This is a genomic window from Virgibacillus profundi (assembly GCF_002287375.1).
Taxonomy (GTDB): Bacteria; Bacillota; Bacilli; order Bacillales; family Amphibacillaceae; genus Virgibacillus_K; species Virgibacillus_K profundi.
Map to the genome: position 1 here is coordinate 1 of NZ_NPOA01000024.1, position 25,873 is coordinate 25,873.

At 37.5% G+C, this 25,873-nt stretch carries 24 protein-coding genes; 20 read left to right on the top strand and 4 right to left on the bottom strand.

Annotated elements, in window-relative coordinates:
- The first annotated feature begins 133 nt into the window (after nucleotides 1-133).
- The 6 genes from CIL05_RS20845 to CIL05_RS20870 all read left to right on the top strand — a co-directional run bounded on the left by CIL05_RS20845 (nucleotide 134) and on the right by CIL05_RS20870 (nucleotide 6,206).
- Nucleotides 134-1,045 carry a VOC family protein gene (locus CIL05_RS20845; RefSeq protein ID WP_095657461.1) on the top strand — a complete coding sequence of 304 codons (912 nt, stop codon included), beginning with the start codon at nucleotides 134-136 and terminating at the stop codon, nucleotides 1,043-1,045.
- A gap of 149 nt (nucleotides 1,046-1,194) precedes the next feature.
- Entirely contained in the window at nucleotides 1,195-1,827 is a 633-nt protein-coding gene (locus tag CIL05_RS20850; RefSeq protein WP_095657462.1) for a DUF3267 domain-containing protein, read from the top strand.
- Nucleotides 1,828-1,893: 66 nt separating this feature from the next.
- Nucleotides 1,894-3,561, top strand: coding sequence for a ribonuclease J (locus CIL05_RS20855; RefSeq protein WP_095657463.1), 1,668 nt, complete (start codon nucleotides 1,894-1,896; stop codon nucleotides 3,559-3,561).
- Nucleotides 3,562-3,944: 383 nt separating this feature from the next.
- Nucleotides 3,945-4,430, top strand: a complete 486-nt coding sequence (locus tag CIL05_RS20860) for a DinB family protein (protein ID WP_095657464.1) — start codon at nucleotides 3,945-3,947, stop codon at nucleotides 4,428-4,430.
- Nucleotides 4,431-4,461: 31 nt separating this feature from the next.
- Nucleotides 4,462-5,043: a GNAT family N-acetyltransferase gene (locus CIL05_RS20865; protein ID WP_095657465.1), complete on the top strand. Its 582-nt coding sequence runs from the start codon at nucleotides 4,462-4,464 to the stop codon at nucleotides 5,041-5,043.
- Nucleotides 5,044-5,213: 170 nt separating this feature from the next.
- The gene (locus CIL05_RS20870; RefSeq protein ID WP_095657466.1) at nucleotides 5,214-6,206 is read left to right on the top strand and encodes an LLM class flavin-dependent oxidoreductase; all 993 of its coding nucleotides are present in this window, start codon (nucleotides 5,214-5,216) and stop codon (nucleotides 6,204-6,206) included.
- A 160-nt stretch (nucleotides 6,207-6,366) separates the two neighbouring features.
- Here the strand turns inward: CIL05_RS20870 and CIL05_RS20875 are convergent, their stop codons facing one another.
- Entirely contained in the window at nucleotides 6,367-7,218 is an 852-nt protein-coding gene (locus CIL05_RS20875) for a DegV family protein (protein ID WP_095657467.1), read from the bottom strand.
- A gap of 289 nt (nucleotides 7,219-7,507) precedes the next feature.
- On the opposite strand from CIL05_RS20875, the gene CIL05_RS20880 reads away from it, so the two are divergent.
- Together CIL05_RS20880 and CIL05_RS22385 are read left to right on the top strand one after the other, a co-directional pair.
- Nucleotides 7,508-8,698, top strand: coding sequence for a DUF4317 domain-containing protein (locus tag CIL05_RS20880; RefSeq protein ID WP_095657468.1), 1,191 nt, complete (start codon nucleotides 7,508-7,510; stop codon nucleotides 8,696-8,698).
- Nucleotides 8,699-8,806: 108 nt separating this feature from the next.
- Complete coding sequence (locus CIL05_RS22385; protein ID WP_165769187.1) at nucleotides 8,807-8,983, top strand: hypothetical protein; 177 nt, start codon at nucleotides 8,807-8,809, stop codon at nucleotides 8,981-8,983.
- A 304-nt stretch (nucleotides 8,984-9,287) separates the two neighbouring features.
- Here CIL05_RS22385 and CIL05_RS20890 read toward each other — a convergent pair whose 3' ends face one another.
- Nucleotides 9,288-9,554 carry a type II toxin-antitoxin system Phd/YefM family antitoxin gene (locus CIL05_RS20890; protein WP_095657470.1) on the bottom strand — a complete coding sequence of 89 codons (267 nt, stop codon included), beginning with the start codon at nucleotides 9,552-9,554 and terminating at the stop codon, nucleotides 9,288-9,290.
- A 502-nt stretch (nucleotides 9,555-10,056) separates the two neighbouring features.
- Between CIL05_RS20890 and CIL05_RS20895 the strand changes: the two genes are divergently transcribed.
- The 3 genes from CIL05_RS20895 to CIL05_RS20905 are packed head-to-tail and all read left to right on the top strand — an operon-like array spanning nucleotide 10,057 to nucleotide 13,607.
- On the top strand, nucleotides 10,057-10,809 hold the full coding sequence (locus CIL05_RS20895; protein WP_095657471.1) for a DeoR/GlpR family DNA-binding transcription regulator: 753 nt from the start codon (nucleotides 10,057-10,059) through the stop codon (nucleotides 10,807-10,809).
- Nucleotides 10,806-11,717 carry a 1-phosphofructokinase gene (gene pfkB / locus CIL05_RS20900; RefSeq protein WP_095657472.1) on the top strand — a complete coding sequence of 304 codons (912 nt, stop codon included), beginning with the start codon at nucleotides 10,806-10,808 and terminating at the stop codon, nucleotides 11,715-11,717. Before CIL05_RS20895 ends, pfkB begins: the two co-directional genes overlap by 4 nt.
- A gap of 15 nt (nucleotides 11,718-11,732) precedes the next feature.
- A complete protein-coding gene (locus tag CIL05_RS20905) occupies nucleotides 11,733-13,607 on the top strand; it encodes a PTS fructose transporter subunit IIABC (RefSeq protein WP_095657473.1) in 1,875 nt (624 codons plus the stop codon).
- A gap of 331 nt (nucleotides 13,608-13,938) precedes the next feature.
- Here the strand turns inward: CIL05_RS20905 and CIL05_RS20910 are convergent, their stop codons facing one another.
- Nucleotides 13,939-15,663 (bottom strand): ABC transporter ATP-binding protein, encoded by a 1,725-nt coding sequence (locus tag CIL05_RS20910; protein ID WP_095657474.1) that lies wholly within the window; start codon nucleotides 15,661-15,663, stop codon nucleotides 13,939-13,941.
- 130 nt (nucleotides 15,664-15,793) lie between these two features.
- Between CIL05_RS20910 and CIL05_RS20915 the strand changes: the two genes are divergently transcribed.
- From CIL05_RS20915 to CIL05_RS20950, 8 genes are all read left to right on the top strand, one after another.
- Nucleotides 15,794-17,221, top strand: coding sequence for an ABC transporter permease (locus CIL05_RS20915; protein ID WP_439144853.1), 1,428 nt, complete (start codon nucleotides 15,794-15,796; stop codon nucleotides 17,219-17,221).
- A 13-nt stretch (nucleotides 17,222-17,234) separates the two neighbouring features.
- A complete protein-coding gene (locus CIL05_RS20920) occupies nucleotides 17,235-18,731 on the top strand; it encodes an ABC transporter permease (protein ID WP_095657476.1) in 1,497 nt (498 codons plus the stop codon).
- A 19-nt stretch (nucleotides 18,732-18,750) separates the two neighbouring features.
- On the top strand, nucleotides 18,751-20,535 hold the full coding sequence (locus CIL05_RS20925; protein ID WP_095657477.1) for an ABC transporter substrate-binding protein: 1,785 nt from the start codon (nucleotides 18,751-18,753) through the stop codon (nucleotides 20,533-20,535).
- Nucleotides 20,536-20,701: 166 nt separating this feature from the next.
- Nucleotides 20,702-21,730, top strand: a complete 1,029-nt coding sequence (locus tag CIL05_RS20930) for an ABC transporter substrate-binding protein (RefSeq protein WP_095657478.1) — start codon at nucleotides 20,702-20,704, stop codon at nucleotides 21,728-21,730.
- A 27-nt stretch (nucleotides 21,731-21,757) separates the two neighbouring features.
- Complete coding sequence (locus tag CIL05_RS20935) at nucleotides 21,758-22,597, top strand: ABC transporter permease (RefSeq protein ID WP_095657479.1); 840 nt, start codon at nucleotides 21,758-21,760, stop codon at nucleotides 22,595-22,597.
- Between the two features lie 21 nt (nucleotides 22,598-22,618).
- On the top strand, nucleotides 22,619-22,837 hold the full coding sequence (locus CIL05_RS20940; protein ID WP_095657480.1) for a hypothetical protein: 219 nt from the start codon (nucleotides 22,619-22,621) through the stop codon (nucleotides 22,835-22,837).
- Nucleotides 22,838-22,928: 91 nt separating this feature from the next.
- Nucleotides 22,929-23,339 carry a hypothetical protein gene (locus tag CIL05_RS20945; protein WP_095657481.1) on the top strand — a complete coding sequence of 137 codons (411 nt, stop codon included), beginning with the start codon at nucleotides 22,929-22,931 and terminating at the stop codon, nucleotides 23,337-23,339.
- Nucleotides 23,314-23,643: a hypothetical protein gene (locus CIL05_RS20950; RefSeq protein ID WP_095657482.1), complete on the top strand. Its 330-nt coding sequence runs from the start codon at nucleotides 23,314-23,316 to the stop codon at nucleotides 23,641-23,643. Before CIL05_RS20945 ends, CIL05_RS20950 begins: the two co-directional genes overlap by 26 nt.
- 272 nt (nucleotides 23,644-23,915) lie before the next feature.
- On the opposite strand, the gene CIL05_RS20955 is transcribed toward CIL05_RS20950, so the two are convergent.
- Complete coding sequence (locus tag CIL05_RS20955) at nucleotides 23,916-25,133, bottom strand: PLL family lectin (protein WP_095657483.1); 1,218 nt, start codon at nucleotides 25,131-25,133, stop codon at nucleotides 23,916-23,918.
- A gap of 245 nt (nucleotides 25,134-25,378) precedes the next feature.
- On the opposite strand from CIL05_RS20955, the gene CIL05_RS22725 reads away from it, so the two are divergent.
- The gene (locus CIL05_RS22725; protein ID WP_276245363.1) at nucleotides 25,379-25,468 is read left to right on the top strand and encodes a putative holin-like toxin; all 90 of its coding nucleotides are present in this window, start codon (nucleotides 25,379-25,381) and stop codon (nucleotides 25,466-25,468) included.
- Nucleotides 25,469-25,873: the final 405 nt, after the last annotated feature.

Here is a 25,873-nt window from a genome sequence, read left to right on the forward strand (position 1 = left end):
TGGATCCATTCCAATTCTATTATCTAAGGACATCACGCAATACCCAAGCAAAATGTTTTGAATGTAACGAAATTATTCAATTGTCAAAGAGCAATTTTTTGTTCTTAAATATACTATACGAGGAGGAATAAGTATGGAAAAAACAAATCAAAATATCGTTCCACATTTGTGGTTTGACAAGGAAGCGAGTGAAGCATCAGCGTTTTATGCTTCCGTTTTCCCAGACTCGAGAATTACGAATACAACAACAGTCCATGACACACCATCAGGTGACGTCGATTCGGTCTCTTTTGAGTTGTGGGGACAGAAGTTCATGGCAATCAGTGCAGGGCCTTATTTCAAATTCAATCCATCGGTTTCTTTTTTCGTTAACTTTGACCCATTGCGGGAAAAAGACGCTGAAGAAAAATTAAATGAGGCCTGGAACAAATTGTCCGAGGGTGGCACCGTGCTAATGCCACTTGATAAGTATCCGTTCAGTGAGAAGTATGGCTGGATTCAGGATAAGTATGGTTTGACGTGGCAGTTAATCCTTACCGATCCAGATGGGAAAGAGCGGCCTCAGGTAGTGCCGTCGCTACTGTTTGTCGGCGATCAATGTGGCAAAGCGGAAGAGGCAATGAATTTTTATTTATCGATATTTAGCAATTCACGGCAGGGCCATATCGCCCACTACCCTGGGGGCATGGAACCTGATAAAGAAGGTACAGTCATGTTTTCTGATTTCAGCCTTTTGAATCAGTGGTTTGTCGCAATGGACAGCGCTTATGAGCATAACTTTAATTTTAATGAGGCAATCTCATTCATGGTATATTGCGACACACAAGCAGAGATTGATCACTACTGGGACAAGCTGTCTGCAGTACCTGAAGCAGAGCAATGCGGCTGGCTAAAAGATAAATTTGGAGTGTCCTGGCAGATTGTGCCTAGAGAAATGGATGAGATGATGACGGGTACCCCGGAACAAATTGATCGTGTTAATAAGGCAACTCTTAAAATGAAGAAACTTGATCTAGCTGAGTTACAGAAAGCATACAAAGGATAATGAAAATACAGCCCGCTACCTGGTTGGATGGAAGCATCATGTTAGCTGAATAAATGACAGTTCAAAAAGTCCAGGAATAAATACTAGTAAATTAAAGATAAACTTGATAACTTAAAAGATACAAAATAATCAAAAAGGGGGGAGATGCTATGAAGTTAGAATGGAAAGGAATCTATAAAAGCAAGGATCAACTTCCAGTGGGAGACCTGCCTTTGCATGCAGTGAAATTTAAAGAGCCTGATTCAATGTTGAAACTTAATGTAGTTGCAGCTCTGTTTGTATTACCAGTAATTATTTTGATTGTATTGGCTATATTTCTCAAATCCTTTTTAACTGGAAGTATGGTTGAAATACGCTTCTTCAATTTATGGGGCTTTATTTTGGCCTTTTTAATGATACTCCCTCACGAGTATTTACATGCGATCGTTTTTCCGAAGGGCGAGAAAGTGGAATTATGGGTTAGTCCATTGGCTTTAGCTGCTTTCGTTGTTTCTACAGCACCAATTTCAAAGGGACGATTTATTTTTCTATCTTTATTGCCAAATATTGTGTTTGGCTTCCTACCGCTGCTTATCTGGATTTATCTACCACAAAGCTTAGCTATAACGGATATCATTTTTTCATTTGCATCCCTTAGTTTGTTGTTTGGTATTGGAGATTATCTTAATGTATTTAATGCCACGTTTCAAATGCCAAGAGGATCCATTCAACAGCTGTCGGGTATGAATTCCTACTGGTATATGCCGAAAAAAAGAGATAGTTCTTTTACTATGACAGAATAATCCCCACCTATAAAAACAGAAACCAAGGGTATACTATTCCATATTGATTTTGTTGGAGGGATAAGTGTGCGAACAAATGATAATGTAGTATCAATCTTTGCCCTTGGTGGATTAAATGAAATCGGGAAAAATATGTACGCCATCGAATATGGTAATGATATTGTGATTATTGATTGTGGAAATAAGTTTCCTGATGAGAGTTTACTCGGAATTGATTTAATCATCCCTGATATTTCTTATCTAGTTGAAAATAAAGAAAGGGTGCGTGCCTTAATTGTTACACATGGCCATGAGGATCATATTGGGGGAATTCCTTTTTTCCTGAAAAAAATAAATGTCCCAGTGTATGCAACGAGTTTCACACTGGGACTAATTGAAGTCAAATTAAAGGAACATCGAATCTTACGGGAAAGTGAACTGATTGAAATCAATTCGGATTCGACAGTTCAAATCGGTGAAATGAATATCACCTTTTTCAAAGTAAACCATAGTATTCCGGATTGTTTAGGGATTGCAATGAACACACCAGAAGGAACGATTGTAAATACCGGGGATTTCAAGTTTGATTTAACCCCAGCAAATAATGAACGACCGGATATTCACAAAATGGTTCAGATTGGAGACAAGGGGGTATTGCTTCTGTTATCGGAGAGTACGAATGCAGAGCGTCCCGGCTATACTCCTTCCGAACAAATGGTAGGCGAAAATTTGGAAAAAATTTTTACGCAAGCCAAACGAAAGGTTATTGTATCTACTTTTGCTTCAAATGTTAGCCGTATCCAACAGGTTGTTAATGCTGCCGATAAAACCAAGCGAAAACTAGCCTTACTTGGTCGATCAATGGTGAATGTAGTAAAGGTTGCGATGGAACGTGGTTACTTATTTATTCCTAAAGGTATGTTAATTGAAACCCGTGATATTAATGAATTGTCCCCGGAGATGGTGACTATTATGTGTACCGGGAGCCAGGGAGAAACAATGGCAGCTCTGAACCGTCTGTCCACAGGAAATTTTCGCGATGTAGAAATCTTACCAGAGGATATAGTTATTTTTGCGGCAGGTCCAATCCCTGGGAATGAAAGGAATGTAACCAGTATTGTCGACAACTTGTATAAACTTGGGGCACATGTCATTTATGGATCAGGAAGTAGTTCAGGAATGCATGTTTCAGGTCATGGGTATCAAGAGGATTTAAGACTTATGCTTACCCTTATGAAGCCAAAATACTTCATACCTATTCATGGTGAATATCGAATGCTGCATCATCACCGAATACTTGCGGAATCTGTAGGTGTAGAAGAGGACAACACATTTATCATAAAAAATGGTGATGTTGTGGATATTGAAAATTCTATTGCCCGCAGCACTAGGACTATACCGAGTGGTAACACGTATGTGGACGGTGTGGATGTAGGAAATATGGAATTTGTATTGCGTGACCGAAAACAAATTTCAGAGGAAGGAATGCTCATGATTATTATACCGATGAATAAACAAGAAGAAAAAGTCCTTTCCGAACCCGAATTTATTTCCCGGGGATTCGTCGATCAGAATTTCTCTGAACTTCGAGAAGGAATGAATCGAATTACGATGGAAACAATCAATGAGCTGCATGAAGCAAATAGATATTCATGGAATACAATAAAAAAACAGATAAAAAGGTCCATCGCACAATATGTAAAAGAACATACGAAGAAAGAGCCAATGATTGTTCCTATATTGATGGATATTTAAAACTGAATAGTGAATAGTAGTAGCTGTTACTGTAATAAAGGTAAATCCTTTGGACTGAATCTAATTGTGATTCAGTTTTTTCTTTTCTGAAACCTATAAGAACTCATGACAGATTAGAAATGGTATAATAAATTAAAGAGATCATCAAAACAAGGAGATGAAGAAAGTGGATATTTTTATTCTACCATTTTCCTGGACTCAAGAATGATGTATGTAACAATATGAAGGATCGGCTGAAGACTGGCAGTCGGAGGAATTCATGCTTTAACCTTAGTTTGAAGAAAAACTTCCGCAGGCAGCATTTATTCTATCGTGGGCTGCCAATACTTGTTAATGATATAAGGAGCTTGTAAAATAATTCTATTACATAGGAGATGAGACTCATGTCACATGTTAAAGATGTTCTGTTGGATCAGTTCCTGGCAAATACCAATGATCCTAGCTGGTATCTTCCCTTTTCCGAAACGGTTGAAAATTTATCAGAGGAAGAAGCATTCTGGAAGCCTAATGAAGATAGTCATAGTATCGCTGAGATTGTGCAGCATTTAATTTACTGGAATGAAACATGGCAAATAAAATATCAAAAGTCTGATTATAATGCTGTTCCGTCCATTGAAGCTAACGAGAAAAGCTTCATTGCTCCAGAAAATAAAACATTTATTCAATTAAAAGAACAGCTATTACGGGTGCTGCTGCGATGGCAGGACTTGTTAACTGAGGAACAGCTGGAAAATGAGGTAAAAGGATTTCCGGTACCGGCTAAATGGCGTGATTTGCTTGGAAATGCTGTTACACATAACGCTTATCATATTGGGCAAATCGTTTCAATAAGGAAACTGCAAAAAAGCTGGTTCCGTCGAAATAAATGATAAGGATACCTAGAGTCAATGGAGTGAAAAAATGATAGATTTCAGTCATAAACCTACTATCGAAGGAGAAAAGGTTATATTAAGACCTTTTAAAACAGAAGAAGATTTTCCGTATATAGAAGAGTGTTTATTGGACCCAGAAGTTGTAAAATTAACAGGAAGTTCTCCTGAATACAATAGGGACGAAACGATTGATTGGTATAACACAAGAAATAAACAAGTCAATCGTTTAGATCTCGCCATTGTTGATAAAATCCAACATATCCTAATTGGAGAAGCTGTGGTCAACTTATATGATGAGAAAAATCACAGAATGAATTTTAGAATACTCATTGGACCTAAAGGTAGAAATCGAGGATTAGGAACGGAAGCAACACAGCTAATTGTCGATTATGTTTTTAAAAATTCTGACCTGAACGAACTGACATTAGGTGTTTTTGCTTTCAATCCCAGAGCAAAGAAAGTATATGAAAAAGCAGGGTTTATAATAGATAGTATTGATAAAAACGATTTAGAGTTCGAAGGAGAATGGATAGATTCTATTAATATGAAATTGACTAGAAATAATTGGATAGAAAAACAAGATAAAAAAAGTGAGTCAATGCGGATTTGATAACTTCTGTACCAGGCATAAAAGGTTGAAGTCTGTACTGAAGCGAGAAACAATAATCGCCTCTTTATCCAATGAGCTACATTCAGATCGCCTTCAAGTACAAGTGGAGGGATTATGTATAAGAAAAAGCTGCAATAAGCAATTCCAAGGATGGGAAAGGAAGTTTATAAATGAGATTAAGTGTACTGGATCAAGCCCCTGTTACGAGTGGTAATACGGCTGTTGATGCATTGAAAAAGGCGGAAGAGCTCGCAATAGTAGCCGATGAATTAGGCTATCATCGTATGTGGATGGCGGAGCATCACGCAACAGAAGCCTATACCAGTTCAGCACCGGAAATAATAGCGGCACGTTTGGCTGCCAAGACGAAGAATATTCGTATCGGTACAGGCGGCGTAATGATGATGCATTATTCGCCTTTAAAATTAGCTGAAGTATTTAAAACACTTAGTGCTTTTTCGCCCGGCCGGATTGATTTTGGTGTCGGGAGAGCTCCTGGAGGGGATAATAACGCCATATATGCATTATCTGAAGGACGTCAACCGATGTTAAACAATATGTATGAAAAATTTGATACAGCATTGAAGTTGATCAGTGATGACGTGCCTGGAGACAGTTTGTACAGCTCCATGATTGCAACACCATCTGAAATCACTTTACCGGAAGCCTGGATGTTGGGATCAAGCGGCAATAGTGCACTACAAACTGCAAGGATGGGTGTTGGCTATTCTTTCGCCCAATTTTTCAACGGGGAAATGACCAAAGAAATTTTAGATGCCTATAAACATCATTTTCAGCCTTCCGTATTTATGGAGAAGCCGGAAATTAATGCAGCCTACATGGTAACAACGGCTGAAACGAAGGAAGAAGCTGAGTTTGAAGCATTGCCGCAGGATATTTCCCGTTTAGGCTTGATGAAGGGGAAAATGGATCAAGCATTAACACCTGAAGAAGCTCAAGATTATCCATTGTCCGAAATGGATTGCATGATGATTCAAAACAATCGTAAACTGCATTTGGTGGGATCGGCTAAAGAAATCGCAACCCAACTGCAAGCAGAACAGCAACAATATGGATTTGATGAGGCCATGATTTGTAGTATTCCACATTCGCAGGAAAAACGATTGGAAGTTTATCGCTTATTGGCACGGGAGTTATTTTAATAGAATAAGACCAAACCCCATCAAGAGGGGCAAAGGTATAGTTAAGAATAACCCCTCACTGTCCTGCTAAAAGCTAGTGAGGGATTATTTTTTGTTTTTGTAAGACATGATAAAAGCGGGGGTCTGGCATCATTCTTCCTACCTAAGCCACTTTCACAATTTAAACTTCCAACCCGGCAATCCCGAAACCACCGGGTCCGGAGTGAGTAGAAATCATAGAACCTGCTTGCATCCATTTTATATTTATGAAACCATGTTCGGTTGCGATTTCAGTCATCCGTTGCTTAATCCCTTCATCAAGACCGATAGAGTAGATTAAATAAAGCTGCTTCCGATCGATATCGTATTGATTTAAATAATCCTGCATTAGCTTTTCTGAAACTTTACTCATTTTTCCACGGTATTTTTTATTGGAAACAAGATTTCCGTCAATTAATTCAATTCGAGGCTTTAATTTTAACAAAGCCCCACCGAGATAAGCCACATTACTTACACGTCCACCGGCTCTTAAAAAATCCAGGCTGCCAGGCACGAAAGCGAGCTTTGATTTAGGAATAATAGCTTTAATTTTTTCTACTAATTGTTCAGGTTCTAACGTGGGTTCCTGCTCTAACAGGTTCACAGCATACATCACAATCGCAGTTAATCCACCTGTAACATTCAAAGCATCAATGAGAAAAAGGTTGTCGAATTCTTCCGATGCAATCACTGCATGTTGAAAGGAGGAAGAGGCCTTCGACGTGTAGCCAATATGAACAATGATACAATCAGGATAATCTGCATTTATCTTTGTGAAAAATTCTTGATATTCATGGGAATTTGTAGACGTTGTAGAGGGTATATTTTTCGTCCGATCATAATAATCATAAATTTCCTGTACGGGCAGGGAACCATCTAAATAATCCTTATCATCCATGATGACATGCATTGGAACAACTTGCACATTATGTCTTGCTGCTAAATCCTCTGGTAAATCTGCTCCACTCTCTGTTGATAAAATAATTTTTCTCATCGTTTATCCCCCATTCATATAATCAAGCTGTTGCTGTTCGTGCGTCATTCTATTATGTACTACTTTCAATATACATGAAAAGAGAAGGGATACATAATTTTTCCGAAAAAAAAGGGATTAGGTGTGGTTATGACGGGTGTTTTTTAGTGAAATAGTTGAAATAGGAATTTATAAAGGAGAAAGGGAGATTACCAGAATTTATTTAGAGTGATAACTGGTATCTATGATAAAATGATAGAATGTATATAGGAAACAACATGCTGATAACTAACCTAGGAGTGAAACAGGATTGAATAAAAAAGACATCGCAAATATTCGTAAACAATTTAAATTAAATAATGATTTATTAAAAATACATGAAATATTTAATGTGTATATTATGAAAGAATCGAGTGAGATTTATCATCAGGAAAGTCTGCCATTTGATTTGTTGGAAGAGGAACAGAAAGAGTTATTTATGGCTAATTTTAAAAAAGTACTGTCAGGCCAGTTGGATGAAAAATTATTTGAATTAAAATTCCAGCGAGACGTGGAAAATAGCAGTCAGTTCGTTCTTCATGAGGGTCTTTTAAGTAATGATTCAGAAGAGTGGAAAGGTCATATGCTCCAGCTCGTGGAAAAAATGCTGAAAGATAAAGAATATGAAATGGATATTGTCGTAACTTTTATTCGGGGAGAATATATGAAATCGGCGAAGCGTGGGAGTGAAGAGGCGGAAGAAAGTGCACGGGATATGGTTTATTCCAATTCCTTTATTTTATGCAGTATGAATAAAACGCAGGATTCGAAAAAAGAATTGCTGTTTGACTATGTGGAAAAAGAGTTTAAATATAATTTCGTCGTCGACCCGATTATCAATTTGAAAGCTCCCATATCAGGGTTTTTATTCCCGTGCTTCACGGATAATGCACAGGACGTCAACCATGTACTATATTCGGCAGGGAAGGCTTATGAACTAAATTATCATTTCATCGAGGAAGTATTAAATGCAGAGGAAACAATGACTGCACAAGAGGATAAAATTGTATTTGAGGAAATTGTGAAAAAAGTAACGGGAGACCAAATCAATACATCCACACTTTCGAATGTATACGAAGAAATTCATCGTGTTATGGAAGAGAATGAAGAGGAAGAAGTACCGAAACTGGACTACAAAGATGTGGAAAAAGTTTTGACAAGCAGTGGGGTAAATGAAGTCGAACCGGAAAAAGTAGAAGAGGCATTTAAAACTGTCATTGATGATGAAAAATATGAGTTAAAAGCAAGCAGCATCGTACCAAAATACACGTCAAAGTCAATCAAAATAAAGACAAAAGTAGCGGATATATCCATTAGTCCACAGGATCTAAGATATGTACGTCAGGTTGAATTGAACGGAAAACTTTGCTTAATGATAGAAGTGGAAGAAAATACGGTGATCGAGGGGTTTGAAATGATTCCGGAGGCTTTGTTTAGGAAGGCTAAGGAGGATAGTGAGTGAATTTGGAGGTAGCTTGTAATAGGATCTTTTCTTTTTTATTTAGCTGTCCAAGTGGTTTTTATTCCCACAGAAAAAGGGTATAATGTTAAAAAGGTCAGTGAGAAAAAGATGATTGATCAAATTAAAGAGTTTGACAATAACTTTCCAGATGGCGTATATGCTATTCCACGCTCCTCAAATGAACCACGGGTAAAAGTTCGTGCCTTATATGATTATTGTAAGAATCGGGGAATCACGCCTGCAGATATTAGTGAAGATGAAATGGAACATTTTCTTAAAAGATAAATGATCATAGAAAATTGAACCACTTTGTTTAAGAATATTAGATTAATTATAACCCAAATCTCAAATGGTTTGGGTTTTTATAATGCAATAAAGGTGAATATTTAGAGGTTATTTATTATGATGTTATTTCGGATCAGTGGGGAAGCTAACAACTTTTTTATAAAAAACCGATAATTTCTGAAAGTGACAGGGTCGAAAGTGATAGAGTAATGGGGGCTGGCGCCAAATCCCAATGCACAACGACTTTTAAGTAATGAAGAGGTAAAGTACTGATCTTAAAGATTTGGTTTATCTATATTTCTACTTATATTCCCCTATGTTTTTCTTTGAGATCCCTAAAGGCCTCTTCTCCATCTAAAAGTTTATCCCCATTTTTTATTTGCACTTCTGCTTCAGCTAACTTTTGATACAATTCTGTTTGCGCCATAGACTTTTCGTAAGTTTCCATACTCATGATAACCATATCTCCATAGCCATTTTTTGTAATAAAAATTGGCTCTTTACTTTGGTGACACAGTTCAGAGATTTCTGTTGTATTTCTTAAATCTTTTATCGGACGAATATCAGGCATAAAATCATCTCCTTAAAGAATTATAATGTCTTAATTATAGCATTATTATGTTGTGATGACAATTTGGTTTATTTAGCTGGATGGTAAATAATAATAAATGTTAGCAACTTTGTATGTGTAAAATATTCCCCGAGAACTATATTAATACCTGAAATTCATCTCCCCCTTACCACTGGGCTACGCCACATGCTAGAAGAGGGAGACTTATTTCGGTAAAATAAGACGAATTCCGGGAAATTACGGGAAGTGACAGGGATCAACAACCTTGAATTGTTGTGGGATACTTAAAATTACTTTTGAGTATGTACTACAGGCAAATAATGATTGATTTTGGTTGTTAATGATTATTTACGGAAGAAAATGAATGAATGTGGTTGACTTTTGGAAGCGTTTTAGTTATTATATAATCAAGATTTAACAAAAGATATTATAGTATTAATTTTATGAATGATTTTGATTGGTTTTGAAAGTTATTCGTATTTTTGAAGGGAGAGTGTTGGTTTTGATAACAGCAGAAAGACATCGAACGATCCTGCAATTAATAGAACAAAGGAAAATCATTAGAATTCAAGAATTAGTTGATGAGTTAAATTCTTCAGAGTCAACAATTAGAAGAGACTTAAGTCAGCTTGAACAAAAGAATAAGTTAAAGCGGGTTCATGGTGGTGCTTCTATATTACATCAGAAAAAAGAGGAACCAAGCATTTTAGAAAAATCCACAAAATATCTTTCAGAAAAGGTGCGTATTGCAAAATATGCTGCAAGCTTAATTAAGGATAATGACTGTATATTTTTGGATGCAGGTACAACAACCAATAATATGATTCCATATATAAATGCAAAGAATATTACCGTTGTAACTAATAGTCCAAGTCATCTAAAGCCATTACTGGAAAAGGAATTTCATACGTACGTACTAGGTGGTTTTGTAAAGCCAAGAACGGAAGCATTAATCGGTCAAATGGCTGTTGATACATTGAGAAAATTTCGCTTTGACAAAAGCTTTATCGGTGTCAATGGAATTCATTTAAACTATGGATATACTACACCAGATCCTGAAGAAGCAACATTAAAGTCGGTGGCTATGAAAATGGGGCAGAATGTTTACGTTCTAGCAGACCACACTAAATTCCATGAGGTTACATTCACTCAAATAGCTGAACTGGAAGATGCAGTTATTATAACGAATGAAGCAGATGAAGATACTATAAATGATTTTAAAGAAAAAACAAGTATTGAGGTTATAGATAAATGATATATACATGCACTTTAAATCCATCCGTAGATTATCAAATCGACACAAAACAACTGGAATTAGGCACATTAAATCGAGTTGAAAACACAGCATTTTATCCAGGTGGAAAAGGAATCAATGTTTCAAGAGTTCTCAACAATTTGGATGTAGAGTCAACAGCTTTAGGATTTATTGGCGGATTTACAGGGACATTCATACTGGAGAAATTACATGACGAAGGGATAAAAACAGACTTTGCCATTCACGATGAACCAACTCGAATCAATATGAAAATTAAGACAGCTAGGGAAGAAACAGAAGTAAATGGCAATGGGGCATATATTAATAAAGAGATCCAAGCACAGTTAATTCAAAAAATAAAAAGCCTAAATTCAAATGATTATCTTGTTCTATCCGGTAGTATACCTTCATCCATTTCTATTGACATTTACAATACGATTTCGTCCATATGTAGTGAAAACGGTGTCTCATTAATAATAGACATACCGAATCGTTCATTAAAAGATTTACTAACCTATCGTCCATTTTTAATCAAACCGAATCAAAGAGAGATTAGTCAAATCCTTGACCGAGAAGTTAATACCAAGCAGGATGCTATCAAAGGTGCTAAAGAGTTGGTCCAATTAGGTGCTCAAAATGTTATTGTCTCAATGGGGGGCGAAGGAGCTATCTTTATAAATGAAAGTCAGATTGTAACAGCAGAAGTTCCTCCAGGGAAATTGAAAAGTTCTGTAGGTGCAGGAGATTCCCTTGTTGGCGGTTTTCTTGCATCGTATTTCAAAGAGAAAGATTATAGGAAAGCTTTCCTATATGGAGTAGCTTCGGGTAGTGCAACAGCATTTTCGAGTGATTTATGTGAAAGAGAAGAAGTTGAACAATTGATTTCTGATGTTTTACTAACCATATAAAGGGAGGGAAGAGAGATGAAGATTACAGAATTGCTGAGGTCAGATATAGTTATTGTGGACTTAAATGCAAGCACTAAGTCTGACGTAATTGATGAACTAGTAGAAAAACTTGATTCTGCAGGTAGATTAGTTGACAAAGATGCTTTTAAGAAAGCTATTTGGGCAAGAGAAGAACAAGGAACAACAGGTATTGGAGATGGAGTAGCTATTCCACACGCCAAAACAAGTGCGGTCAAAATACCGTCAATTGTTTTTGGTAAGTCGAAAGGTGGGGTAGACTATGAAGCACTGGACCAAAAGCCAAGTCATTTATTCTTTATGATTGCTGCTAGTGAAGGGGCAAATAATGATCATCTAGATTCACTCGCCAGATTATCTGCTATGTTAATGGACGAATCATTCAGACAGCAATTAATGGAATCTAGTTCTCCAGAAGAAGTACTGTCTCTCATTGATCAAAAAGAAAAAGAAAGAGTAAAAGATGAAATTGGAGATGTACCAGAGGTCAAAGGTAAGAAGTTACTTGCGGTTACAGCTTGTCCTACGGGTATAGCACATACTTATATGGCTGCTGATTCAATAAAAGCGAAAGCTAAAGAATTAGACATAGATATTAAAGTAGAAACCCGTGGTTCTGGTGGAGCTAAAAATGTACTAACAGCTGAAGAAATTGACCAAGCCGATGGAATAATAGTAGCAGCAGATACTAAGGTTGAAATGGAACGTTTTAATGGCAAACCGGTTATTCAGGTTGGTGTTGCAGACGGTATTCGTAAACCGGAAGAACTCATTACTAGAGTTGTAGATGGAAAAGCACCAATTTTCAATAGTGGCGAGAAATCATCTAATTCAAATACTACCGAAAAAAGTAAAGGTCAAAATGCTTTCTATAGACATCTGATGAATGGTGTATCTCACATGCTGCCATTTGTTGTAGGTGGTGGGATTTTAATCGCCCTTGGTTTCTTATTCGGGATTGAAGCACATATTCCCGGGGAGGAAGGATATAATCGTTTCGCTGAAGCATTAAATACGATCGGTGGCGGAAATGCATTTGGATTGATGATTCCTGTACTTGCAGGTTTTATCGCCATGAGTATAGCGGATCGACCTGGTCTAGCGCCTGGTATGATCGGTGGCTTCATGGCAGCCCAAGGTGGATCCGGATTTATTGGAGGAATTATCGCTGGCTTTCTTGCTGGATATATTGTTGTTTGGTTAAAAAATGTATTAAAAAACCTACCACAATCTCTTGAAGGTATAAAAACAATTCTACTTTATCCAGTGTTAAGTGTCTTTATTACTGGAATGATCATGTTCTTTATCGTTGATCAGCCAGTAGGTGCGTTTAATACAGCCTTAGGTGACTGGTTAGCTGGTATGGGAACGACGAATGCTGTGTTACTTGGCTTAATTCTAGGTGGAATGATGGCAATTGATATGGGTGGACCAGTTAACAAAGCTGCTTATACATTTGGTATCGCAATGATTGCTGATGGAATCATAGGACCACATGCAGCAATCATGGCTGGCGGAATGGTTCCACCACTTGGAATTGCATTAGCAACTATTTTGTTTGCAAGAAAGTTTACAAAGCAGGAAAGAGAAGCTGGGAAAACGAACTTCATTATGGGCGCATCCTTTATAACAGAAGGTGCCATCCCATTTGCAGCAGCAGATCCAGGGCGGGTAATCCCATCAGTTGTTGTTGGTTCAGCTGTAGCTGGTGCATTATCGATGCTATTTGGAATTGGATCACCAGCACCACACGGTGGAGTATTTGTAATCCCAATACTTGAAGGTAACCCGTTCTTATATCTACTAGCACTTGCAATCGGTACAGTAATAACAGCAATTATGCTAGGGTTCTTGAAGAAAGATGTTAAATAAAAACTATATGAACTATATAACCACTATATAACTATTCAAGTTTACCTAAAAATAAGGGTTGACTTTCAAAAAAATCAGCATTGAAAAGTTTAACCTAGTAAATGGACTTTTCAATGCTCTTTTTTACTGTTTTGATCTAAATGTACGTGATTCTGACCCCAATTGGGTTTAGGTCAGTAGTCACTGTTAATTCCACGGGAAATGCGCTTATTGAAGCTTGTATGGATACGAGGGGACGGTTCTCCCCTTTCACTTAGTCTTGAGTAGCTTCTTGTTTTGCTCTATTTGCAACACAAGAACCGTCCCCTTGTATCACCACAGAAAAAACCTCTTAATCCACCAATACCCAATGCCCCTCCTTCACTTCCTGAAACATACTTCCCTTAAAATCAAAACTTGGTTGTTCTTCTACTTCAATTAATAATTTTTTTGACTCTGTTTCTGGTTCTGGTACAGGAACGGCCGATAATAGGGACTTGGTATAGGGATGGATTGGATTATTGTATAGTTCCTCACTGTCTGCCAGCTCAATAATTTTTCCTGAATTCATGACAGCAATCCGATCACTAATATGCTTTACCATTGATAAATCATGAGCTATGAACAGATATGTCAAACCGAACTTTTTCTGTAAATCTTTTAACAAATCAACAATTTGAGCTTGTATAGATACATCGAGTGCGGATAATGGTTCATCACATACAATAAATTTTGGATTCACAGCTAGAGCTCTTGCAATACCAATCCTTTGACGCTGTCCACCAGAGAATTCATGTGGATATCTCGTGGCATGCTCTTTTTCTAATCCAACCAATTCTAATAATTCTTTCACTCGCAAAAGCCGTTCCGCTTTTGTTTTACATAATTTATGAATATCCAAGGATTGTCCGATGATGTCTAAAACTTTCATTCTCGGATTTAGTGAAGCAAATGGGTCTTGAAAGATTATCTGGATTTCTTTTCGCAGTTGCTTCATTTGCTTTTTATTCAAGCGATTAATTGCCATCCCTTTATATAATATTTCACCTTCAGTTGCATTTTGAAGCTGTAAAAGCAATCTTCCGGTGGTGGATTTTCCGGAACCGGATTCGCCTACCAGACCTAATGTCTCACCAGGTTCGATGGTGAAATTGATTGAATCTACCGCTTTTAATGTTTGTCCAGCACCTAGGGGAAATACTTGCTGCAAATTTTGCACTTCAATTAATGGTTGATTCAAATCAATATCTTCTGGCAGGTTTGATGGGATTTTTGGAACTTTCTTATCATCTAAACGTGGTAATGCCTTTAATAATTTTTGAGTATAGGGATGCTGAGGTGCTGAAAATATGTTCTCAGTCGTATTACTCTCAACAATCTCTCCTTCTTTCATGACAACAACACGGTCACACATACCAGCCACTACGCCTAGATCATGGGTAATCAGAATGATGGAAGTACCAAATTGCTTTTGCATCTTTTTCATTAAACGTAAGATCTGTGCTTGAATCGTTACATCCAATGCAGTTGTTGGCTCATCCGCAATCAGTAGCTTTGGTTCACATGCAAGAGCCATTGCAATCATAACTCGTTGACGCATTCCACCTGAAAATTCATGTGGGTACTGACTGTATCGTTCTTCTGCATTTTTTATACCAACATGTTCCAGCATTTCAATGGTTTCTTTCTTTGCCTGTTTGGATGAGAATTTTTGATGTTTAATCAGAATTTCATCTATTTGTTTTCCTACTTTAATGGTTGGATTAAGAGAAGTCATGGGATCCTGAAAAATCATACTAATTTTTTGTCCACGAATTGCTTCCATTTGACTTTCTGTGTAGGATGAAATCTCTTCACCTAAAAATTCAATTTTTCCATCCGTCATTAAAGATGAATCCGGTGGCAACAATTGCATGATGGAACGTGCCGTGACACTTTTTCCGGAACCTGATTCACCGACTATACCTAATGTTTCTCCTTTTTCCACATCAAAGGAAACGCCGCTGACGGCCTCAAATACATCTTGATTGGAAAGAAAGGATACATGTAAATTTTCTACTGATAATAATTTCTCCATGAAGTAAACCCTCGTTTTCTATTATTTTAAATTTTGATTGACTTCCCTAAAATATAATCTTATACTGTATACTTAAATAGTATACTAAATCACTAGGAATAATCAAGATATTAAGTGAGGAGGGATTTGACTGTCATATGAAGAAAATAAAAACGAACAACATGTGAATCGTTTCGATAAAATATATGGAAATATAAGCTCACATACGCTGTTGCGTTTTTCTATAATACTGCTGGGTCTTCCAGTTCATATAGTGACTTGGGTGATCTATCAAATAAAATACAAAGATACAAAATATAGATTGTTACTGCATAAACGAATAGAAACAATCAAACAGTCTTCTACATATAACGAACTCATACAACGTTATGAGAAGCAGCATGTTAGTAAAAAACAATTTTTCAATGAAGCAATTAATGAAAAAGAAATGAAAGCAGAAGTTATTAAACTGGCAGATGTACAGGTTATAAAAATAGCTAAGGCTGAATTGGAAAATGAGAATTATCGAGAAACGAATTACCAAAGCTTTTTTCAACAATGCTTACAAAATTGCACTTTTATTAGAATTAGCTTTATTCCAGGACTGCTGATGTATTTATTTTTATTCATATATCCCAGACCAATGATGCGGTTTATTTTTGAACGGTTGTGGATGACCGCCTTTGTGATTATTTCCGTAACTATTTTTGTTTTTACGATTTTATACTTTTCTCCATCAGACCCTGCTGCAAATATCTTAGGAGAGGCAGCAACAAAAGAGCAGCGGATAGAATTCAATCACCAATATGGCTTGGATCAACCGTACCTGGTTCAGCTATGGGATGCAGTTAAGGGAATTATTACATTTGATTTAGGCTATTCCTATACAGGGAATGAAGATGTCATGTCGAGTATTTCTAATAAATTCCCAATCACACTAATCATAGCTTTTTGGTCTTTATTAATGTCAATTGCAATCGCTATACCTGTAGGAATGATATCTGCGGCAAAAAGGAATTCATTCTGGGATTACAGTTTTATGTTCATCGCATTAATTGGTTTATCTATTCCTAACTTTTGGCAAGGGCTCATTTTTATATTGAACTTTTCAATTAAGTGGCATATATTGCCTGCAACTTATTCTCCTAGTGATTGGTTGTCTATTATTATGCCTGTCATTGTGTTAGGAACGGGATTGACTGCTTCTGTGGCCCGAATGACAAGGTCTTCTATATTAGAAGTGGTGAATGAAGATTACATTGTGACTGCTAAAGCAAAAGGTTTGCTACCTCAAAGAGTATTTGTTAATCACGCTTTGCGTAATGCTATGATTCCAATTATTACAATTATTGGTCTGCAATTTGGCGGCATGCTAGGTGGAGCAGCGGTAACGGAGAAAGTATTTAATATTAGTGGACTAGGAAGTTATATTGTTGATAAACAATTTGTTCCAGACATCCCTGCTGTCCTTGGCGGGGTGGTTTATATAGCGATTGTTATTTCACTAGTCAACTTAATAATAGATATTTTATATACCTTACTTGATCCAAGAACCCGCTCGCAAATGAAAAATACTTAGGTGAGGTGAAAAAATGGCTAACCAGCAAGACTTTGCATTAAAACAGTCACAAGCGTATAAGCATGCACAATTCGCTCTTGTTATTTCACTAGCATTAATGGTATTTTTCTTATTCAATGCGTATGATTTTGCGGGAAGAACTTGGAGCATGGGATGGAGTGTCCTGGCAATCATTTATATGATAGGGTCATCTTTGCAGGCATTCATTGTATATAGTTTAAAAAGAGATTTACTAAATGAGAGAGCTGTCCAAAAAAGAACCATCTTTCTAAGTGCATTACAGCTTTCCAGTGTCTTAGGTGGAAATGTCTTCACGACGACTTTTGCCCTTCGTTTATTACGACGCAAGGACTCTATTGAGTATACACTGGCATATTACATGCTCATCACTCAGTTTTTAATTGTTACTATAACGTTATTTAACTTGTTTAAGCCATATGTTTCCAACACATTTATGCTTTCGATGGCGATTCTTTTCGCAGTAACCTTATTTGAAATTGGGTTAGTCATCATGTTTGGAAAGATAGATTTAGAGGGTGCGGTGAATCCAAAATTTAAATGGCTGGGAGTAATACTAATACTGGTAGGATTTACTGGAAATTTATTTGGTTTTATTTTAGGTTATAGTATTATCTTAAAATCAACAACCCAGGATTCATCTTTGATAGACAAGTGGAATAATATTTGGTTTGGCATCACAAAAAACTTTACGGCAATGCTTGGCTTACTTTTTGTTATATTCACATTCGCCATTTCTATTACCAGCTATGGTACGTTTGTGGATACCTTTGCTATCGAAAACAACTATGGAGCGATGCTGCTTGAGCCAAGTTTGACCCATCCATTTGGTACAGATAACTTTGGACGGGATGTCTTTTCACGGATTATCTTTGGTGCTCGTATTTCACTTTTAGTAGGTGTGTTAACAACAATCATCCCCTTTGTGATTGGTGGTTTCTTGGGAGCCATTGCTGGTTACTACAGTAAAACCATTGATAATACGATCATGCGAGTCTTAGATGTCCTATATGCTGTACCTGGTATTTTACTTGCTATAGCAATCATTGCTGCTTTTGGTTCAAATACAACAAATTTAATTATCGCTTTAAGTGTTGGATCCATTCCAACGTATGCAAGAACCATGCGAGCCAATGTTTTAATGGTCTCCAATTTTGAATTTGTTGAAGCTGCAAGAGCTTTAGGGGAACGTGATTGGAAAATTATCTTTAAACAAGTGGTTCCTAACTCATTTGCACCGATGATTGTTAAAGCCACACTTACGATAGGGACTGCAGTAATAGCAACAAGTAGCTTAAGCTTTTTAGGGTTAGGTGTAGAACCGCATATTCCAGAGTGGGGTAACATTTTACAATTAGGAAGTATGTATTTAGAAACGAATCCCTATTTAGCTATTTTCCCCGGAATTGCAATTGTATTATTAGTACTTTCCTTCAACTTCTTTGGAGATGGGTTAAGAGATGCACTTGATCCAAAATTAGTAAACAAATAAATTAATGGAGGTTCTTTAAATGAAAAAGAAATTAATACTATTACTTCTGGCACTGGTTTTATTGTTAGCTGGTTGTCTTAATACAGAGTCAGAGGTGAAAGAGGAAGACGACTCAGATGCTTCAATTGATGCTTCGGCAACGGTTGAAATATTAGGTACAGGTACGAATCAAGACGATATAAATATTTTACGTGATCAGCTTACAAAAAATGGTTTTAATGTTGAACTTAATATTCAACCTGACTATGGTAGTTTTACTTCACAAAAAGAGGCGGGCAATTATGATATTGCATTAAATAGCTGGACTACTGTTACAGGTAACCCGGATTATGCAGTTCGTTCTTTATTTACTTCTGATGGAGACAATAGCTTGTTTGCAGATGAAAAAGCAGATGAATTAATTGAAAAAGCCAGCTCCCAATTACCAGAGGAATATACCGAGACATATAAAGAATTGGAGCAACATATAGTTTTTGACAATGCTTATATTGTTCCATTATATACCTCTTATAAAGCACAAGGAGTTAATCACGAAATTGTCGATGAATCAACAGTTCGCTTACCCAAATCAAGAGCAGCAGTGTGGGAAGCAATGGATTTCAACGATGAATCACTGAGAGATACGCAAGCCTTAATCCATCAACAGGCCATAGGTTCTTTAACTTCACTGGACCCAATCAAAGGGAATGATGGATCAATCAATACATTAAATACAAATATGTATGTAAGACTTGTCAACTTAACGGATGATGATCAGGTAGTATCAGACGGTTCCTTATCATTAAACCATACGATAGCTGAAGGTAATACTGATTATTACTTCCTATTACGTGATGACATTCATTTTGCAGCTGTAGAGGATAATAATGCAGTTGACTCTGGTGAACTTGTAGGGGCTGAGGATGTTGTTTATTCGCTAGAGCGTGCAAAGGATAAAGACTCAGTGCCTGACCACCGTACCTATAGCCTTCATGAAAGTATGGAGGAAATCTCAATTGTTAGTGACCCAGCAGAACTTGATACACAAACAGCAGATGGTAAAACGGTAAAGGAAAGTTTAGAAGAAGGCATTGATCAAAATATTTCAAGTTTAGTTACAGATAAAACGGACGCAGATAATGCTTCTGGCGCATATCAAGTTGTTAAAGTAACCACAGAAAAAGCCTTTCCACAAGTCTTAAATTACCTGGCACATCAATCAGCTGGTATCGTTTCAAAGGAACAAGTGGAAAGCATCAATACGTATGAAGTGGAAGAATATGATGTAAATACTGACATTGCCTATGGTGATCAGAAGACTGTAACTGAAGGTGAAAATTACGATAACCATTTATATGCCAGTGGACCATATATTCTAACGTATAAAAATGATTATGAAGCACATTTCATCAAAAATCCGGCTTACATGCCTGGAACAGAATATGAACCAAAAATTAATGAAGTTGTAGTTAAATTTATTCAAGACCCAGATAGTGCCTTATCAGCATTACGAAATGGCGAAATTCATATATTAAATGGGGTACCAGAAAATAAATATGAAATTGTTACAGATGATGAAAAATTAACTTTACAACAAAATGAAAGTAATGGCGTTAGATATCTATCCTTTAATATGAAAGACCGCGAAGTATCTGATAGCGTGGCATTACGTCAAGCAGTTCTATATTCAGTCAACCAACAGGATTTCATAGACTTCTTCCAAGGTCATAAGATGAAAGCTGTTTCGACTGTAAGTCCTTTAGTAGATACTGGCCTAGAATTGGAAGCAGATGATGAGAAGGCAAAGGAATTATTAGAGGAATAGAAACGCGGGGACGGTTCTCCCGTTTCACCTCGTTTTGTGTAGAATTAATAAAATATCTATGAAACGCCGGGACGGTTCTCGTGTTGCTCTATTTGCAACACAAGAACCGTCCCCTTGTTTCCAACCAGGGTCTTACACTATACTTATTTGTGGAAGGAGAGAGAAAATGAGAGGGAAATGGGGATATATTTGGTCTTTTATGCTTGTCCTATTAATTGGATTAGGCGTATATAGCAATGTCTCAGAAGACGGGACAAATGCTGCTGATAAAGAAGTAATTTCCATAGCTGATGGTGGATGGGATAGTATGCAATTACATAATTATATCGCAGCCTTTATCATTGAAAATGGCTACAATTATCCTGTTGACTTTGTAAATGGTTCTTCTATTGCGACATTTACAGGACTCACTACAGGTGAAATTGATGTTTATATGGAACTTTGGTATGTAAACTTGGAGGAACCCTATTTGGAGGCACTTGATGCCGGTGAAATCGTCCAGCTTTCTACTAATATGGTAACTAAAGATCAAGGGTTTCATGTACCAACATATGTGATTGAAGGTGATCCGGAGAATGGAATTGAGCCGATGGCACCTGATTTGAAAACAGTGGAGGATTTGAAGAAATACCCTGAACTGTTCAGGGATCCGGAAGACCCATCCAAAGGTGTAGTCATTGGTGCGCCAAGCGGAACGGTGATAGATGAAATTTTGCAGGAAAAAGTGAACACTTATGGTTTAAGTGGACATTTTAATTATTTCACACCTGGATCTGCTGGAGCGGTCACTGCATCGCTTGCCAGGGCATATATGAATTATGAGCCATGGGTCGGTTATCAATGGTCACCGACATGGGCAATGACGAAGTATGATATGACGCTTCTTGAAGAACCTCCTTATGATGAAGAGGTATTTAATGAAAACTATGGTACGAAATTCCCTGAAAACCCTGCTTATATTGCGGCACATGCAGATTTTCCGGAGAAAGCACCGGATGTTGCCGAATTCTTGAGTAATTATCAAACGTCGACGGCTATTACAGGAGAAGCCCTACTTTATATGCAGGAGAATGAGGCAAATGCTGAGGAAGCGGCAATATGGTTCTTAGAAAATTATGAAGAGGTATGGACTCAGTGGCTTCCAGAAGACATTGCTGAAAAAGTAAAAGCTGCATTGTCAGCATTGGAATTGTAAGGTGAGAAAGTTGGTGAAGGTTTACGTATGTTTGAATTTCCAGAAAAACTAATCTTTAATATAGGAAATTATATTGATATGCTTGTCAGTTGGCTAACCGTTCATTGGGCGGATTTTTTTGACGTGGTTAAATCGGGACTTTTATGGGTGTTTGTTCATTTGAATGATTTTCTCACATGGGTTCCTTGGTGGTATTTTATTTTGGTCATTTTTCTACTCGCTTGCCAATACAAATCAGTTGGGTCGGGTATTCTTTATAGTGTCTTTTTATTTTTAATCGGTATGTTTGGATTGTGGGAAGCGACGATGTACACATTAACCATCGTCATTGCAAGTGTGGTTATTACCGTCATAATTGGGTTACCCCTTGGGATTATCATGGCTTCTAGTAATCGATTTGAAACCTTTATTAAACCATTGCTTGATGCGATGCAAACAATGCCGTCTTTTGTTTATCTTATTCCAGGAATCTTTTTCTTCGGTTTAGGACTGGTTCCTGGTGTGCTTGCTACCATTATTTATGCGCTGCCACCAATTATCCGTCTAACGAATTTGGCGATTCGCGGGGTTCCTGAGGAAATGGTAGAGGCTGGTTTAGCATTTGGTTCGTCGAAACCGCAGTTACTGAGAAAGGTACAGATTCCTCAGGCACTGCCAACAATCATGACTGGAGTGAACCAAACAACGATGATGGCACTCGCAATGGTAGTAGTTGCTTCCATGGTAGGTGTGGAAGGTCTTGGTTTGGAAGTGTTGTCAGCTTTAAATCGAATTGATGTGGCGGAAGGATTTGAAGCAGGAATTAGTATCGTATTTATCGCAATTATCATTGACCGGTTAACACTAGCTATTTCTGTTAGAACGTAAGGTGGGGCGAGAATAACTAGCGTGGCAACTAAATTAGAAATGAAGAATGTATCTAAAATATTTGGATACCACCCTATAAAAAATATTCACCATCTTAAAGAAGGTCTTTCAAAAGATGAACTTTTTAAGAAGATAGATAACACGGTAGGAACTCAGGTCAAACAATTTCAGTCTCTCGCCACACTTGAACCAATACCTACTGGATTGAGGGATAAAAACGCAGGTAAATGTACTATATAAATAATTAAAAACACCTTTAAGACGGTTTAATTTACATAATTTTAAATCTGTTTATACTATTGTTGAAGTGTTGTTCGTTGGGGGTGTAAAATTGAATATAAATATAATAAAGAAAGCGCTAAAAGTAATCGATGGATTAAAAAAAGGCGAGATAAATTGGAAAGCAGGCAAGGGGGAAGGACATCTAATAAAAAGGAAGGAATTAGGGCATATTCCTAATGATTTTACTTTGAAGGACTACAATAATTTGATTACCAGTATAATTAACGATGGCGGAAATGAGTTATACTTGTATTACAAGGAATTCTTTAATCAGAATTATTTTGCGATCGGTGATTACAAAAGAAATTGGGAGGTTATTGTAGGAGAAAATGGTGTAATGGAAACTGCTTATGAAATAATAGATACTGAATATGAACAACATTTTGGGAAGAATGGTTATGTTTATTTAGGTATTTTGAGGGAGGTTGAACGAAATGTCAATGATGAAGAAAGTAAATGATTACGGAATTCTATTAGACAGTCTAAATTTAAGTCCGTTCGAAACATTGAATGCTTTAAACCTTCGTACTAATTTAGAAAAAGAAATGAACAATATAACTAATCAGGAAAAGTTAAAATTATATCAGCATGATCTGTATTTATTAGATAATATTAAAGATTTCAAAGATCAATTAGAACAGGTTTATGATTTTTCTAATTCTGATGAGCCCATTGAACAATGGTGGTGGCATCTGGATAAAGTTATTTCCGGGGAGATTGTAATGAAAGGCAGTTTGTCTGCAGAAAAAAACGTGGCACTTTGATTTTAAATCGATTAAAGGGGAAATATTAATTTAACAACTAAACACGGGAAAGCTAGATTGGAATGATATATAGCAAAAACCCAGGTAATGCTTATTGAATCAGCATTACCTGGGTTATTTTTTAAGTCAAAATATAAATTATCTCCGCTAATTCACTGCAGAGAAGTGGGGGATTGACACCTTTTTCTGAGAAAGATAAGTGGGGCTCAACTGCCAGTAAATGTCCGATTCAACTAACAATCAGGTCACTACTGATTAATCATTTCACTCAATTACCGCCCCCGCCACAAATGGATAAGATCCTGATTCTGTCCCCTGGAAAAGACATCAGTACGGTTTGGTCCCCAGGAAACTGCTGCGGGTGCAGAAGTTAAGTTACCGTCAAGGTTTTGCCAGTCACTCCAGCGAGAACCATTCCATTCTCTCCGGTAGAGCCGGTTGCCTGTGCCTCTGACAAAGACTTCCAAATGATTTGGCCGTCTGGAAGATACTGCCGGAGCACTTGTTAATGTTCCTCCAAGGCTTTCCCAATTGCTCCAGGACCTTCCATTCCACCATTTATGAATTAAATTGTTATTTTGCCCTCTAGCGAAGACATCAATCCGATTTGGTCCCCATGAAACGGCTGCCGGTTCCGAGGTTAAGTTGCCACCAAGGTCTTCCCAATTCTCCCAGCTTGAGCCGTTCCATGTTTTTTTATAAAGCTTGTTACCATTTCCACGGACAAAAACATCAAGCTGGTTGTTTCTGCGTGAGGAAACAGCGGGGCCACTAGTCAGCACACCACCAAGGTTCTCCCAGTCACTCCAACTGCTACCATTCCACCATTTATGATAAAGCGCGTTGTCTGTGCCCCGAACAAATACATCAATTCGATTTGATCCCCAAGAAACGGCAGCTGGAGCAGATGTTAATTCACCGCCAAGGCTTTCCCAGTTACTCCACCTGCTGCCATTCCACCAGATATGATAAAGCGCATCGTCTGTTCCACGCGCAAATACATCCAGCCGGTTATTTTGCCATGAGGAAACAGCCGGTGCTGAGGTTAAAGCGCCACCTAGGCTTTCCCAGCCTTGCCAACCTTGCCCTGGCTCCTCGGGCTGATCAGCGCCCGCCATTTCCAATGTAATTTCAATAACCCGGGTTAATACGCGATCCATGACACTAGTCGGTACATTCATTTGCGAGAACAATAAGGAAAACCATGGTACCTGCCGCTGAAATTGCTGATAAACTTGCGCGGCTGACTGGTTCGTATTCGCTTGGTTTAATGTATAATTAACAACAAATAAAAATACATAATCCGTAATTTGCCTGTTCATTCCAGCTTGCTCAAGCTCCGAATATAAATTGCTATGTTCAGAACGAAGCCGCTGCATAACCTCCTGAGCGCTCACTTGCTGGCGCATTTCTAAAGAAGGCATACCATAATGGTACACAGGCATTGGCATAGGTGCTGGCATTACATAATAATATGGGTATCTATACATATTGATTCCTCCACTTTTTCATCAGTGTATGCAGGTGGGAGAAATTTGGGAATCAGTTTAGGGGGGGGCAGTCCACACCACTTAGCGATTAAGCGGAAAGCCATACGAAAATTCTGAAATCTAATCACAGAGGTTATAAAATAGAATGTACGTTTCAACTATCTGTGTTATACTTTCGTTAGATAATGTTCCTTTTAAGGGCGGTCGGCTAATCCCTTTTCGAAACGGGGGTGATGCCCATGAGTATGTATGAGGTTTTGATGGTATTAGGAAGTTTCGGTACCTTGCTGATTGCATTGCTCGCTTTGGTCATTACGATGATCAAAAATAAATAGACCTCCCTAATCACCAGTAAAGTTTTTGGGAGAGGTCTATTCTGTAAGAGTAGCCGATCCCGACTTTAGGGAACCGCTTATCCAAAGAGTCCAGTTCCAGCTGGGCTCTTTTTAATATATTCAGCTTCTAGGTGTATTATACCACATTAGGCTGGAAATGAAACTACCACTGACCATGACCGAAACAGAGGGACGGTTCTCCCGTTTCACTTAGTCTTGTGTGGAACTAATAAAACATCTATTTCTTGTGTTGCTATATTTGCAACACAAGAACCGTCCGAGACCAGTGAAAAAGTAGGGGTTTTTGTTACGTATATATAAAGAGGAGTGAAAATGGAGTAAAAAAAATGAGTTCAATTATTAATTGTTTGATTTTCTATGGATTTCTGTAATATTACCCAATAT

Coding starts and splice junctions, on each gene's coding strand:
- CIL05_RS20845 (WP_095657461.1), top strand. CDS start 134: ATGGAAAAAACAAATCAAAATATCGTTCCACATTTGTGGTTTGACAAG.
- CIL05_RS20850 (WP_095657462.1), top strand. CDS start 1,195: ATGAAGTTAGAATGGAAAGGAATCTATAAAAGCAAGGATCAACTTCCA.
- CIL05_RS20860 (WP_095657464.1), top strand. CDS start 3,945: ATGTCACATGTTAAAGATGTTCTGTTGGATCAGTTCCTGGCAAATACC.
- CIL05_RS20865 (WP_095657465.1), top strand. CDS start 4,462: ATGATAGATTTCAGTCATAAACCTACTATCGAAGGAGAAAAGGTTATA.
- CIL05_RS20870 (WP_095657466.1), top strand. CDS start 5,214: ATGAGATTAAGTGTACTGGATCAAGCCCCTGTTACGAGTGGTAATACG.
- CIL05_RS20875 (WP_095657467.1), bottom strand. CDS start 7,218: ATGAGAAAAATTATTTTATCAACAGAGAGTGGAGCAGATTTACCAGAG.
- CIL05_RS22385 (WP_165769187.1), top strand. CDS start 8,807: ATGATTGATCAAATTAAAGAGTTTGACAATAACTTTCCAGATGGCGTA.
- CIL05_RS20890 (WP_095657470.1), bottom strand. CDS start 9,554: ATGCCTGATATTCGTCCGATAAAAGATTTAAGAAATACAACAGAAATC.
- pfkB (WP_095657472.1), top strand. CDS start 10,806: ATGATATATACATGCACTTTAAATCCATCCGTAGATTATCAAATCGAC.
- CIL05_RS20905 (WP_095657473.1), top strand. CDS start 11,733: ATGAAGATTACAGAATTGCTGAGGTCAGATATAGTTATTGTGGACTTA.
- CIL05_RS20910 (WP_095657474.1), bottom strand. CDS start 15,663: ATGGAGAAATTATTATCAGTAGAAAATTTACATGTATCCTTTCTTTCC.
- CIL05_RS20920 (WP_095657476.1), top strand. CDS start 17,235: ATGGCTAACCAGCAAGACTTTGCATTAAAACAGTCACAAGCGTATAAG.
- CIL05_RS20925 (WP_095657477.1), top strand. CDS start 18,751: ATGAAAAAGAAATTAATACTATTACTTCTGGCACTGGTTTTATTGTTA.
- CIL05_RS20930 (WP_095657478.1), top strand. CDS start 20,702: ATGAGAGGGAAATGGGGATATATTTGGTCTTTTATGCTTGTCCTATTA.
- CIL05_RS20935 (WP_095657479.1), top strand. CDS start 21,758: ATGTTTGAATTTCCAGAAAAACTAATCTTTAATATAGGAAATTATATT.
- CIL05_RS20950 (WP_095657482.1), top strand. CDS start 23,314: ATGTCAATGATGAAGAAAGTAAATGATTACGGAATTCTATTAGACAGT.
- CIL05_RS20955 (WP_095657483.1), bottom strand. CDS start 25,133: ATGTATAGATACCCATATTATTATGTAATGCCAGCACCTATGCCAATG.
- CIL05_RS22725 (WP_276245363.1), top strand. CDS start 25,379: ATGTATGAGGTTTTGATGGTATTAGGAAGTTTCGGTACCTTGCTGATT.